The sequence below is a fragment of the Dyella japonica A8 genome (assembly GCF_000725385.1).
Taxonomy (GTDB): Bacteria; Pseudomonadota; Gammaproteobacteria; order Xanthomonadales; family Rhodanobacteraceae; genus Dyella; species Dyella japonica_C.
On sequence record NZ_CP008884.1, the window covers coordinates 4,506,804 to 4,519,944 of the forward strand.

Annotated in this window: 9 protein-coding genes; 4 read left to right on the forward strand and 5 right to left on the reverse strand. The window is 66.3% G+C overall.

Annotated elements, in window-relative coordinates; translation table 11 throughout:
* Nucleotides 1-7 precede the first annotated feature (7 nt).
* The 3 genes from purL to xerD all read right to left on the reverse strand — a co-directional run bounded on the left by purL (nucleotide 8) and on the right by xerD (nucleotide 5,873).
* Nucleotides 8-3,868, reverse strand: a complete 3,861-nt coding sequence (gene purL / locus HY57_RS19230; RefSeq protein ID WP_019463994.1) for a phosphoribosylformylglycinamidine synthase — start codon at nucleotides 3,866-3,868, stop codon at nucleotides 8-10.
* Between the two features lie 184 nt (nucleotides 3,869-4,052).
* Entirely contained in the window at nucleotides 4,053-4,802 is a 750-nt protein-coding gene (locus HY57_RS19235; RefSeq protein WP_019463993.1) for a DsbC family protein, read from the reverse strand.
* Nucleotides 4,803-4,961: 159 nt separating this feature from the next.
* A complete protein-coding gene (gene xerD / locus HY57_RS19240) occupies nucleotides 4,962-5,873 on the reverse strand; it encodes a site-specific tyrosine recombinase XerD (RefSeq protein WP_019463992.1) in 912 nt (303 codons plus the stop codon).
* 66 nt (nucleotides 5,874-5,939) lie between these two features.
* On the opposite strand from xerD, the gene HY57_RS19245 reads away from it, so the two are divergent.
* The 3 genes from HY57_RS19245 to HY57_RS19255 all read left to right on the forward strand — a co-directional run bounded on the left by HY57_RS19245 (nucleotide 5,940) and on the right by HY57_RS19255 (nucleotide 8,576).
* Nucleotides 5,940-6,440, forward strand: a complete 501-nt coding sequence (locus tag HY57_RS19245) for an RDD family protein (RefSeq protein WP_038580113.1) — start codon at nucleotides 5,940-5,942, stop codon at nucleotides 6,438-6,440.
* A 42-nt stretch (nucleotides 6,441-6,482) separates the two neighbouring features.
* Nucleotides 6,483-7,226: a class I SAM-dependent methyltransferase gene (locus tag HY57_RS19250; RefSeq protein WP_019463990.1), complete on the forward strand. Its 744-nt coding sequence runs from the start codon at nucleotides 6,483-6,485 to the stop codon at nucleotides 7,224-7,226.
* Between the two features lie 96 nt (nucleotides 7,227-7,322).
* Nucleotides 7,323-8,576 (forward strand): polyhydroxyalkanoate depolymerase, encoded by a 1,254-nt coding sequence (locus tag HY57_RS19255; protein ID WP_019463989.1) that lies wholly within the window; start codon nucleotides 7,323-7,325, stop codon nucleotides 8,574-8,576.
* A gap of 1,191 nt (nucleotides 8,577-9,767) precedes the next feature.
* On the opposite strand, the gene ltaE is transcribed toward HY57_RS19255, so the two are convergent.
* On the reverse strand, nucleotides 9,768-10,784 hold the full coding sequence (ltaE, locus tag HY57_RS19260) for a low-specificity L-threonine aldolase (RefSeq protein ID WP_019467149.1): 1,017 nt from the start codon (nucleotides 10,782-10,784) through the stop codon (nucleotides 9,768-9,770).
* A 148-nt stretch (nucleotides 10,785-10,932) separates the two neighbouring features.
* On the opposite strand from ltaE, the gene HY57_RS19265 reads away from it, so the two are divergent.
* Nucleotides 10,933-12,705: a glucan ABC transporter ATP-binding protein/ permease gene (locus HY57_RS19265; protein ID WP_019467148.1), complete on the forward strand. Its 1,773-nt coding sequence runs from the start codon at nucleotides 10,933-10,935 to the stop codon at nucleotides 12,703-12,705.
* Here HY57_RS19265 and HY57_RS19270 read toward each other — a convergent pair.
* A complete protein-coding gene (locus HY57_RS19270) occupies nucleotides 12,685-12,963 on the reverse strand; it encodes a hypothetical protein (RefSeq protein ID WP_019467147.1) in 279 nt (92 codons plus the stop codon). The two genes, HY57_RS19265 and HY57_RS19270, sit on opposite strands and share 21 nt — an antisense overlap.
* Between the last annotated feature and the right edge of the window lie 178 nt (nucleotides 12,964-13,141).

Sequence of the window (13,141 nt, forward strand, 5' to 3'; positions counted from 1 at the left end):
GGCCGCATCAGCCGCACCACATCCGTGCGTTGCGGAACATGCGCATCCACGGCGAATCCTCGCCCCACTTTTCCGGATGCCAGCTCATCTGCACGCTGCGGAACACGCGTTCCGGGTGCGGCATCATGATCGTCACGCGGCCATCGGCGGCGGTGAAGCCGGTGAGGCCGCCCGGCGAGCCGTTGGGGTTCAGCGGGTAGTCCTCGGTGGGCTTGCCGCGGTTGTCCGCGTAGCGCAGCGCGGCACCCGCCTTCGACGGGCTGCAGCTGTACGGGAAGCTCACGCGGCCTTCGCCGTGGGCCACGGCCACCGGAATGCGCGAACCGGCCATGCCCTTGAAGAAGAGGCTGGGCGAATCGAGCACTTCCAGCGTGGCCACGCGCGCTTCGTACTGCTCCGAGGCGTTGCGCAGGAACTTCGGCCAGTGCGACGCGCCAGGAATGATGTCCTTGAGCTGGCTCATCATCTGGCAGCCGTTGCACACGCCAAGTGCGAAGCGCAGCGGGTCGGCGAAGAACGTGCTGAATTCCGCGCGCAGGTAGTCGTTGTAGAGGATGGACGTGGCCCAGCCACGACCCGCGCCAAGCACGTCACCGTAGGAGAAGCCACCGCACGCCGCGAAGCCGCGGAAGTCGGCCAGCTTGATACGGCCACTGGCGAGGTCGGACATATGGACGTCCACGGCCTCGAAGCCGGCGCGAGTGAACGCCGCCGCCATTTCCACCTGCCCGTTGACGCCCTGCTCGCGCAGCACCGCCACGCGAGGCTTCGCGCCCTTGGCGATATACGGTGCGGCCAGGTCTTCGTGCGGGTCGAAGGTGAGCTTGGGGCTGATGCCCGGATCGGCATCGTCCAGGCGCCACTCGTTCTCCGCGTCGGCGGTGGTCGGGTTGTCGCGCAGGCGCTGCATGGCGTGGCTGGTTTCGTTCCATGCCTCGAACAGCGTGCGCCAGTTCCACTTGAACAACGTATCGCCGTTCTGGAACAGCTTGATGCCCAGCTTTTCCTTGGGACGACCGATGCGGTACGCCATGCTGGTCAGGCCATGCTTCACCAGCAGCGCCTCGAAGGCTTCGCGGTTGGCCGCGGCCACCTGCACGATGGCGCCGAGCTCTTCGTTGAACAGCGCGCGCAGCGTTGCTTCCGCCCAGCCATCCAGATGGATTTCCAGGCCGCAATGGCCGGCGAAGGCCATTTCCAGCAGCGTCACGATGGCGCCGCCGTCGGAACGGTCGTGATAGGCCAGCAGCAGGCCGCCGGCATTGGCTTCCTGCACGAGGTCGAAAAACGACTTCAGGCGCTTGGCGTCGTCGAGATCCGGCGGCACGCCGCCACCGCGGTTGAACACCTGGGTCAGCGCGGAACCGCCAAGGCGGTCGCGGCAGGCGCCAAGGTCGAGCAGCCACAGTTCGGAATCACCGCGATCGAGGCGCAGCTGCGGCGTGAGCGTGCGGCGCACGTCGGTGACGCGGGCGAAGCCGGTGATGACCAGCGACACCGGCGAGACGGTGCGCTGCGTGGTGTCGCCATCCTTCCACACGGTCTGCATGGACAGCGAGTCCTTGCCCACCGGGATGGAGATGCCCAGCTCCGGGCACAGTTCCATGCCCACGGCCTTCACGGCATCGAACAGCGCGGCGTCCTCACCCGGAAAATTCACCGCGGCCTGCCAGTTCGCGGACAGGCGCACTTCGCCCAGCGAAGCGATCGGCGCGGCGGCCAGGTTGGTGATGGCTTCGCCCACGGCCAGGCGCGCGGCATCCGGGCTGCTGAGCAGCGCGACCGGCGAGCGTTCGGCCATGGCCATGGCTTCGCCGGTGTAGCTGTCGAAGTCGGTGATGGTGACGGCGCAATCGGCCACCGGCACCTGCCACGGGCCGACCATGGGGTCGCGCGCGTTCAGGCCGCCGACGGTGCGGTCACCGATGGTGATGAGGAAGCTCTTGCTGCCCACGGTGGGCAGGCGCAGCACGCGCATCAGCGCTTCGTCCATGCTGATGCCGGTAAGGTCGGGCACCAGGTCAACGCGCGGCTTCAGGCGCTTGGCGTCGCGATGCATGCGCGGCGGCTTGCCGAACAGCACGTCCATGGGCAGATCGATCACCAGCGTATCGGTGACCGGGTCGTGCACCACCAGACGGCGCTCGGCGGTGGCATCGCCGACCACGGCGTACGGGCAACGCTCGCGCTTGCAGTATTCCTCGAACTCGGCGAGATCCTCGGCGCCGATCGCGAGCACGTAGCGCTCCTGCGATTCGTTGCTCCAGATCTGCATCGGCGACAGCGAGGGGTCATCGCACGGCACGCGGGAAAGGTCGATGCGACCGCCCACGCCAGCGTCGTTGAGCAGCTCGGGAATGGCGTTGGACAGACCGCCCGCACCCACGTCGTGCACGCTGACGATCGGGTTCTTGTCGCCACGCGCCCAGCAGCTGTCGATGACCTGCTGCGCACGGCGCTCCATCTCGGCGTTGTCACGCTGCACGGAGGCGAAATCCAGCTCCTTGCTGGACGTGCCCGAGGCCACCGACGAGGCGGCGCCGCCGCCCAGGCCGATCAGCATGGACGGGCCGCCCAGCACGATCACCTTGTTGCCCGGCTGCACGTCGCGCTTCTGCACGTGGTCCGCGCGGATATTGGCGAGACCGCCGGCGATCATGATGGGCTTGTCGTAACCGCGGCGCACGCCGGCTTCACCGGTTTCGTGCTCGTAGGTGCGGAAATAGCCACCCAGCGCCGGACGGCCGAATTCGTTGTTGAACGCCGCGGCACCCAGCGGGCCGTCGCGCATGATCTCGAACGCGGTGGCCATGTGCGGCGGCAGCGGGCGATCCACTTCCCACGGGCGCGGCAGGCCCGGGATGCGCAGGTCGGACACCGAGAAACCAGTGAGGCCAGCCTTGGGCTTGGCGCCACGGCCGGTCGCGCCTTCATCGCGGATCTCGCCGCCGGCGCCGGTCGCGGCACCCGGCCACGGGGCGATGGCGGTCGGGTGGTTGTGCGTTTCCACCTTGATCGCATATTCGATGCGCTCCGGGTGGGCGCGCCACACGCCGTCGCGATCGGGGAAGAAGCGCTTGCCTTCGTAACCCTCGATCACCGCCGCATTGTCCTTATAGGCGGACAGCGTGTAGGCCGGCGAGTGCTGGTGGGTGTTCTTGATCATGCCGAACAGGCTCTTGTCCTGAGCCTCGCCGTCCAGCGTCCAGCTGGCGTTGAACACCTTGTGGCGGCAGTGCTCGGAGTTGGCCTGCGCGAACATGAAGAGTTCGGCGTCGGTCGGGGCGCGGCCCAGCTCGGCATAGCGGGCGACGAGGTATTCGATCTCGTCGTCGGCCAGGGCGAGGCCCAGTTCCTTGTTGGCCTTGTCCAGTGCGCCCTTGGCGTCATGGCCCAGGGCGATATGCACCAGCGGGCCGGCCTGCCCACCCAGGAACAGGCCCTTGGCCTGGTCCAGGCTGGTGAGTACCGACTGCGTCATCGCGTCATGCAGCACCGCCAGCACGGCGTCGTACTGCTCGCTGCCCGCGGCGGGCAACCCGGCGACCTGCCAGGCGACGCCGCGCTCCACGCGGCGCACGTCGAAGCCGGCGCCATGCAGGATGTCGGTGGCCTTGCTGGACCAGGGCGAGATGGTGCCCAGGCGCGGGACCACCCACAGCGAGGCGGCCTCCGGCGTACCGTCCTTGGCTTCCAGCACTTCCAGCAGGCGACGATGCTGCTCGCCCTCCGGCGTGCGGTCGGCATCGATGAAGTAGACGAACCACGACGCCTGCACCCGGGTGCCACGATGAATGGCCTCCAGGCGTGCGTTCAGACGTTCGAGACGAAAAGGCGAGAGGGCGCTCTGCCCGTCGAGTGCGATCATGCGGGGAACGGGAGGTAGGCGAAAACGCCTATTGTACCCCAAGGCGGATCAAGACTGCCGCGACGCAGCATCATGTCGCGTCAGGCGACGACGGCTTGCACGAGGCCGTCAAAATCCATCAATATCTTGTTTTCATTGACAATGAATGCGTGGAGGCGCCTCCTGGCGCCTCCACGACACGACATCAGCCGCCAGTCTTGAGTGCGCGCAGCAGCTCGTCAGGGGTGACGTAGCCGCCCAGCATGCTGCCGTCTTCGCCGATGATGGTCGGCGTGCCGGTCACGCCCAGCTTCACGCCGAGGTCGAACTCGTCCTTGACCGGGTTCGGGCAGTTCGTGGACTTGGGTGTCTTGCCCTGCTTGGCGGCGGTGAAAGCGGCCTTGCGGTCGCTGGCGCACCATACGGCCACCATCTCGTTGTAGGTCGGCGTGGTCTTGCCGGCTTCGTTGGTCACGCCTTCGCGCGGCCAGGCGACGTACTCCACGGCGATGCCAGCCTTGTTGAAGTCATCGATATGGGAGTGCAGCTGGCGGCAGTAGGCGCAATTGACGTCCGTGAACACGGTGACGCGGTAGCGCGGGTTGGCCGGGGCGAACACGATGCGGTCGGCCGCCGGCACCTTGGCCAGCTCGGCCTTGCGGTAGTCCGACCAGCCGTCGTCGGTGATGTTCTTCTTCTTGGCGAGGTCGATCAGGTCGCCATTGAGCATGTACTTGCCATCCGTGGAGACGTAGACCAGATGGCCCGAGGCGATGACCTGGTAGAAACCCTGCATCGGCGCCGGCCGGATCGAATTGATCTCCGCATTGGGCACCAGCGAAAGCAGCGCCTTGCGCACCGTGGCCTCCGGCCCGGCGGCAGCGCCATCGGGCGCGGCGCAGGCGTTGAGGGTCAACCCGCCGACGCACAGCGCCAGCAACCATTTCTTGAACATCGCAAACCTCATCGACATGCCACGCCACCGAGGGCGCGGGGGAAAAGCCATTCTCGCACAAGCACATGAACGCGTATGCGGGCCGTTTGGCACACCATGGGGCCTGTTCCCGGTGTTCTGATGGCGCTGGCCGGCAGACGACGGGAGCCAGGTTCCCGGTCACCCCCGGGGATGGTGCTGGGCGTGCAGCCGCTTGAGTCCTTCCTTCGCCACCAGGGTGTAGATCTGCGTGGTGCTGAGCGCGCTGTGGCCCAGCAGCATCTGCAAGGCGCGCAGGTCGGCGCCATGGTTGAGCAGATGGGTGGCGAAGGAATGCCGCAGCACGTGCGGCGATATGCGCTTGGACACAATGCCCACGCCCATCGCGTAGCGCTTCACCAGGGTCCAGAACATCTGCCGCGTCATGCCCTCGCCACGCTTGCTCAGGAACAGTGCCGCCGGCTGGCGGCCGCGCGTCAGCACGGGACGCGCGGCGGCCAGATAAGCCTCGATGCGCTCGGCCGCCACTTCGCCGATGGGCACGAGCCGGTCCTTGCCGCCCTTGCCGGTGACGCGCACCACGCCCTGGCGCAGGTTGAGCGAGGCCAACGGCAACTCGACCAGTTCGGATACGCGCAGGCCCGAGGCATACATCAGCTCCAGCATCGCGCGGTCGCGCAGGCCCAGCGTGGTGTCGACGTCCGGGGCGTCCAGCAGGCGCTCGATCTCCCGCTCGGCCAGGGCCTTGGGCAGGCTGCGCGGCGTCTTGGGGCGCTCGATCAGCAGGGTGGGATCTTCGAAGCCCGCTTCCGTGCGCGCGACATGCGCGTAGTAGCGGCGGAACGCTGACTGCCGGCGCGCCAGCGAACGTACCGCCACCGGCTGGCTGCCGTGATAGGCGGACAAATGCTGCCGCTGCGCGCTGCGCAGGCTCTGCCCCTGCGTGCCCAGCCAGCGGGCGAGACCTTCGAGATCCCGCCGGTAGGCGTCGAGCGTGCGATCGGACAGGCCATCTTCGGACCACACGCGCTCGATGAAGGCATCGATGCTGCGGCGGTCGGCTTCGGCGATACTGGGTTCTTCCTGCTGCATGGACGCGATGCTCGCCGCCCGCCTCGCCTCGTGCAAGCGCTCCCTGTTTCCGAGGCTGCCTGGTCGATGAGCTCTACTGCCGCTACCGATGTGTATTGCCCGCTGTGGCGCCGCCTGGCCGCCCTGGTCTACGACCTGCTCGCGGTGGTGGCCATCGTGATGGTGGTGGGCTATGTCTGCCAGCGCGTCACTGGCGGTACGGTGGTCACCACCGACGGCCACGCGCACATCGCGTGGTGGTACCAGCCGCTGCAGGCAGTAGTGGTGTCGGCCTATTTCCTCGCCTCGTGGCTGCGCGGAGGGCAAACGCTGGGCATGCGTCCCTGGCGGATCCGCGTGACGAATGCCGACGGCCAGCGCATCACGCCCCTGCAGGCGGTCATCCGTCTTGCGGTGGCGGCCGCCCCGATGCTGCTGCTCGGCCTGGCGACATGGATGGGCCCGCGCGGCGCGGCGTGGGCAATGCTCATCGCGTGGATCGCATGGTTTGGCGTCGCCGCGGCGGATTCGCGAAAACGTGCGTTGCACGACCTCGTTGCAGGCACTGAACTACGAAGAATGGCGTAATTTTCACTTTCAGGTCAGGTGTTTTCTGACAACACTTGACGCATGCCGACCCTTGCCATCCCCCGCCCTTCCGAGGCAGAGCTGAAGCGCACCAATCAGTCGTTCTACGACGGCCTGTGGTCGGGCGCGCGACTGGTGGATCCCGCCCGCTTCAACACCTGGCCGATGGTGCGCGACCTGGCCATGGCCTTGCCGCGCCGGCTGGAGATCGCCCCGGGCCTGCGCCCACGGCTGCCGCTGGATGGCACGTATTTCATCGATATCAGCCAGGCCGCGCTGCAGGCCCTGCGCGGACATGGCGCCAGCGCCATGCGCGCCAGCATCAGCGCCCTGCCCTGTCCCGACGCCAGCTTCGACCTGGTCTGTGCGCTGGACATCCTCGAACACGTGCGCGACGACGAAGGCGCGTTGCAGGAGCTGACGCGCGTGGCGGCACCGCAAGCCCGCCTGATGTTGTCCGTACCGCTCCACGAATCGGCCTGGACGGCCTTCGACGAGTTCGTCGGCCACTACCGCCGCTACGAACCGGCGCACATCGTGGAATGGCTGGCCGCCCACGGGTGGACCGTCGAGCAAAGCGCCGTCTACGGCATGCAGCCCACCTCCACCACGCTGCTCAACCTGGGCCAGTGGTATCTGTCGCACCAGCGAGAACGGGCGATGTGGTGGTACAACCGGGTGATCATGCCGCTGGGCCTGCGCCTGCAGAAGCCGCTGCGCTGGCAGCCTGGCCTGCCCGACAACCCGGGCGTCGATGAAGTGCTGCTGCTTTGTCGTCGCACGTAAGCGACTGATTCACCAAGCATGAGACGATGCGGCACTGCAGCACGAGGCCGCCAAACCGGGTAAGATGCAACTCTCTGACCCGCCCGGTTCGCCCTCATGCTCTATCAGATCCACGAATGGCAGCGCGCCTTCCTCGGCCCCATGAGCCACTACGCCGAAGCCAGCGCCAAGATGCTGAGCGACGTCACCAGCCCCATGTCCCACCTGCCCGGCGCCCAGCGCCTGGCCGCCGGCTATGAGCTGCTGCACCGTCTGGGCAAGGAATACGAGAAGCCCGCCTTCGGCCTGACCCAGGTCACCTCGCACGGGCAGGACATCGCCGTGATCGAGCGCGTGGTGCTGGACAAGCCGTTCTGCCAGCTCAAGCGCTTCAAGCGTTTCAGCGACGATCCGGACACCATCGAGCGCCTGAAGAGCGAGCCGACCGTGCTGGTCGTGGCACCGCTGTCCGGCCATCACGCCACGCTGCTGCGCGACACCGTGCGCACCCTGCTGCAGGACCATAAGGTGTACATCACCGACTGGGTCGACGCGCGCATGGTGCCGGCCAGTGAAGGTGCGTTCCATCTCGATGACTACGTGGCCTATATCGAGGAATTCATCGGCCACATCGGCGCCGAGAAGCTGCACGTGATTTCCGTGTGCCAGCCCACCGTGCCGGTGCTGGCCGCCGTCTCGCTGATGGCCGCGCGCGGCGAGAAAACCCCGCTCAGCATGACCATGATGGGTGGCCCGATCGAACCGCGCAGCAACCCCACCGGCGTGAACAACCTCGCCACCAACCGCCCGCTCAGCTGGTTCCGCGGCAACGTGATCCACACCGTGCCGCCGAACTACCCGGGCAGTGGCCGCGAGGTGTACCCGGGCTTCCTGCAGCACGCCGGCTTCATCGCGATGAACCCGGGCCGCCACCTCAACTCGCACTGGGATTTCTACGAAAACCTGCTGCGCGGCGACCAGGACGACGCCGAAGCACACCGCAAGTTCTACGACGAATACAACGCCGTGCTCGACATGCCAGCCGAGTACTACCTCGACACCATCTCCACCGTCTTCCAGCAGTTCCTGCTGCCGCGCGGCCTATGGGACGTGTCCGGCGAACGCGTGAAGCCCTCGGCCATCAAGACCACGGCTCTGTTTACCGTCGAAGGCGAACTGGACGATATCTCTGGCATCGGCCAGACCGAAGCGGCGCATGACCTGTGCAGCGGCATCGCCACCGACCGTCGCGCGCATTTGGTGGTGGAAGGCGCGGGTCACTACGGCATCTTCAGCGGCCGCCGCTGGCGGCAGACGGTTTACCCGCAGGTGCGGGAGTTCATTCGCAAGTTCGAAGCGCCGGTGGCGTGAGCGGCGGGGGCCTGTTGGCTGCTGCCTTGGTTGCGTTAGGCGCGGTTGATTGGGCTCGCGCCAACGGGTGAGTTTGCGCCCTTTCTCCCTGCGGGGCATGCGGGGAGCAGTCATGGATGGCTGCGGCTCTGAGGAGCAACGAGAGGGTTGGAGTGAGCCCCAAACGGGGAAAAGTTCGCGGGCTCGCCTCACCACTTCATTCTTTAGCCGTCATCCCTGCGAAGGCAGGGATCCAGTGACTTTGCTCTCGGCCTCCAGTTGCCGTGACCCCACGACCTGGCCGCTTACGCAGCGGGCGTTTCGACCTTCTGCCGAAGGCCGAGTCACTTTTCTTTTGCTGGCCCAAAAGAAAAGTAACCCAAAGAAAATGGCCTGAAGAGCTGGCAGCATTTTGTGGGGAAAAGCCCGAACGCGTGAGGCAAGTCGCTGCTTGGCAACCTTCGCCTCTACACAGCGGGTACATCCAAGCGCTTCGCAACGCGCCCTGGCGATAAGGACTTAAAGCGGAGCCTCGCTTCGTTTCGGCGCAGACGGGACACACACGGCCGCCCGCTTTTCTGTGGGAGCGCACCCTGTGCGCGACAACCTAACGGAGCGGTGACTACGAGACGCCGCTGTCGCGCACAGGGTGCGCTCCCACAGGGGACTCGCCTCTTTGAATGCTCCGCCAACGGCTCGGGTTCTTGCTTCGGCTTTTAGCTTTTAGCTTGGGCTTTTGGCTTTTGACCTACCGGGTCCCCGTATGAGGCGGCGGGCGGGTGGAGATCAGGCCCCGCAGGGGTGCCTGGCAGGACGCCAGGCACTTTTCGTCGGGGCAGGATGCCCCGTCGAAAAGCCCGGAATCCGACCGCGTACCTGGAGGGCCGCAGGCCCGGAAGGCGCCTCATCCGGGGTGCCTTTTCTTTTGGTTACTTTTCTTTGGGCAAGCAAAGAAAAGTGACCCGGCCTCCGGCAGGAGGTCGGAACGCCCGCCGCGTAGGCGGCCAGGTCGCCGTATCGCTAACACCGTAGGCCCAGAGCAAAGTCACTGGATGACCAGCCCTCCGGCAGTTGAAAAGCGCCTCCCGCTTCCGCGGGAATGCCGGTTCTTACCAAACGGCGAGGCCAGGTTGCCCCCTCACCCCAACCCACTCCCCAAAGGGGCAAGGGAGAAGATCTGCGGCGCAACAGCCACCTCAAACAACGCCAAACTCACCCCACAAAAAACCGCCGAAACGCCGCCACCGTCCGCGCCACGCCCTCATCATCCACATCCAAATGCGTCACCAACCGCAACGTCGGCAAATACCCGATGCTGATGCGAATACCCGCTTCCCGCAGATGGACGTCCAATTCCCGCAGGCGATCCGCCGGCACGTCAATGAACACCATATTCGTGTGCTGGCCGAGCAACGTCACGCCGGGAACATCAGCCAGCCCCGCGGCCAGTGTCGCCGCACGGGCATGATCCTCCGCCAGGCGATCGACATGGTGGTCCAGCGCATGCTGCGCCGCTGCCGCGAGCATGCCGGCCTGCCGCCAGCCGCCACCGGCGACCTTCTTCCAGCGACGCGCCTTTTCGATCAGCGCCGACGAGCCCACCAGTACCGAACCCACTGGCGCACCGAGCCCCTTGGACAGGCACACCGACACGCTGTCGAAGTGCTTGGTGATCTCACGCGCAGGCACGCCGCAGGCGACAGCGGCGTTGAACAGGCGCGCGCCGTCCAGGTGCAGCCCCAGTCCGCGTTCGCGCGCGAAATCCTGCGCGGCCTTCAGGTAATCCATCGGCAGTACGCGGCCGTGCCAGGTGTTTTCCAGCGCCAGCAGGCGTGTGCGGGCGAAGTGCGGGTCCACCGGCTTGATCGCCGCAGCCACCTTGTCCAGTGGCAGGCTGCCATCCGCATCATGAGGGATCGGTTGCGGCTGGATGGAGCCGAGCACGGCGGCGCCGCCACCCTCGAACTTGTAGGTGTGCGCATCCGCGCCGACCAGGTATTCGTCGCCGCGTTCGCAATGCGACATCAGCGCCACCAGGTTTGATTGCGTGCCCGTCGGCACGAACAGCCCCGCCTCGAAGCCGAGGTCGGCAGCAAGACGCGCCTGCAATGCATTGACGGTGGGATCTTCGCCGTAGACATCGTCGCCTACCGCGGCGTCGAACATGGCCGCTCGCATGGCCGGCGTGGGACGGGTGACGGTATCGCTGCGCAGGTCGATCAGTTCCACGACGGTATTCCGATAAGAGCAACAGGCCGGAAGCTTGATCGCTCATGACCCGACGGGCAAGGCCCGCTGACGCCGCCCGTGGCGATGGGCTAGCCTTGCCGCGTAGTCCCTGCATGAGGCGGGGACGCGCGCCGATCGGGGCTACGTCATGTCGTTCCTGCGTCTCTACCTCCGCGTCATCGGATTGCTGGCGCCGGAGCGGAAGCTGGCCATCACACTGGCACTGGCCAACCTGGCGCTGGCCGGCGTGTTCTTCCTCGAACCGGTGCTGTTCGGCCGCGTGGTGGATGCCCTGGGCAGCACGCACGCGGGCGATGCGCCACGCCTGATCGGCTTGTGGGCCGGCGTGGGTTTCGCGGGGGTGCTGGCGAACGTCTGGGTGTCGCTACATGCAGATCGTCTGGCGCACCGGCGACGCCTAGCCGCCATTGCGCTGTTCTTTGAGCACGCCGCATCGATGCCCATGTCATTCCATGGCGAATATCACACGGGCCGGCTGTCGCGCATCATGAACGTGGGCGTGAGCAACCTGTTCAACCTGTGGCTGAGCTTTTTCCGCGAACACCTGGCCACACTGCTGTCGATCTTCGTGATGGTGCCGGTGGCGTTGTGGCTCAACTGGAAGCTGGCGCTGCTGATGATCGCGCTGCTGCTGTGCTTTTCCATCTTCAATGCCATCGCCGTGCAACGCACGCACAAGGCGCAGGGCGAGGTGGAGGAGCTGCATCACGAGATCGCCACGCGCGCCGGCGACGTGTTCGGCAATGTCACGGTGGTGCAGAGCTTCACGCGCCTGGCGGCCGAGTCGCGCGCGCTGCATGAACTGATGACGCGCACGCTGAACGCGCAGTATCCCGTGCTGCGCGGCTGGGCGATTCTCTCGGTGCTCAACCGGGCGGCGAGCACGCTCACCATTGTGGCGATCTTCGCGGTAGGCGCCGCACTGCATTCGCGCGGCGAAATCAGCGTGGGCGGCATTGTGAGCTTTGTCGGCTTTTCCATGCTGCTGATCGGACGGCTGGAGCAATTCGCCACTTTCTTGTCGAACCTGTTCTTCCAGTCGCAGTCGCTGCGCGATTTCTTTACCGTGCTCGACCGCCAATCGGAAATCGACGACCGCCCCGGCGCCATCGCTCTGCCCCGCGTGCGCGGCGAGGTGGTATTCGAGCAGGTGAGTTTCGGCTACGACCCGGTGCAACCGGCGCTTCACGACCTGAGCTTCCGCGCGCCGCCAGGCAGCACTATCGCCCTGGTCGGCCCCACGGGCGCGGGCAAGAGCACGGCGCTCAGCCTGCTGTACCGCGCTTATGACCCCAGCGCGGGGCGCGTCACGGTGGACGGCCACGACGTGCGCGACGTCACGCTGGAATCGCTGCGCAGAAACATCGGCGTGGTATTCCAGGATGCGGGCATGTTCTATCGCTCCATCCTGGACAACCTGCGCGTGGGCAACCCCGATGCGGATCCCGGGCAGATCGATGCCGCGGTGGCGGCGGCCGAGGCGGCGACGTTCATCGCACGCAAGCCCGAGGGACTGGAAACGCTGGTAGCCGAACGCGGCCGTTCGTTGTCAGGTGGCGAACGCCAGCGCCTGGCGATTGCCCGCGCCATGCTGAAAGACGCGCCCATCCTGATCCTGGACGAAGCCACCAGCGCATTGGACAACGCCACCGAGGCGCGCATCCAGCGTGCACTGGACCGGCTCACCGTCGGCCGCACCACGTTCGTCATTGCGCATCGGCTGTCCACGGTCCGCAACGCCGACCTGATCCTGGTGCTTGATCAGGGCCGGCTGGTGGAACAGGGTCGTTACGGCGAACTGATCGAACAGGACGGCCTGTTCGCGCGATTGGCCCAGGAAGGCCAGTTCGCGGCGGATGCATCGGCGCAGGACGCGCCGTCAGAAAGTGGCCAGGGATGACACGGAGGGCCCGCCGCCCTGCCGTACGCGCTCCTTCCTGGTGTTGACCGCCCGGGCCAACTGCGCCGCTTCATCGCGCGAATGAATCTCCCGGCCATCGGTCAGGCGGACGTGCGCGCGTATGCCATTGCCGCCCGCGGTTTCCGCGACTTCGCGGATATCGCTGATGATCGCAATCGAGACGAAATGCTTGCGGCCCGTGTGATCCGTAATCTTTATCATCCTGTTCCCCGAAGGCTGTGCATGCGCATCGCGCATGTTGCCGCGATATGGGCCAACTCCATTGATCCAGGCCCGGCAGGAAACCACCGCCACCACGCGGGACGGTCGTTGACCGATGCGCGCTCCAACCCGGCACGTAGCGGCACCTGCCATAAGGCAGGGCGAATCTAACTACACACGATGGTCGCCATACCACGGCAATTGTCTTACTTCG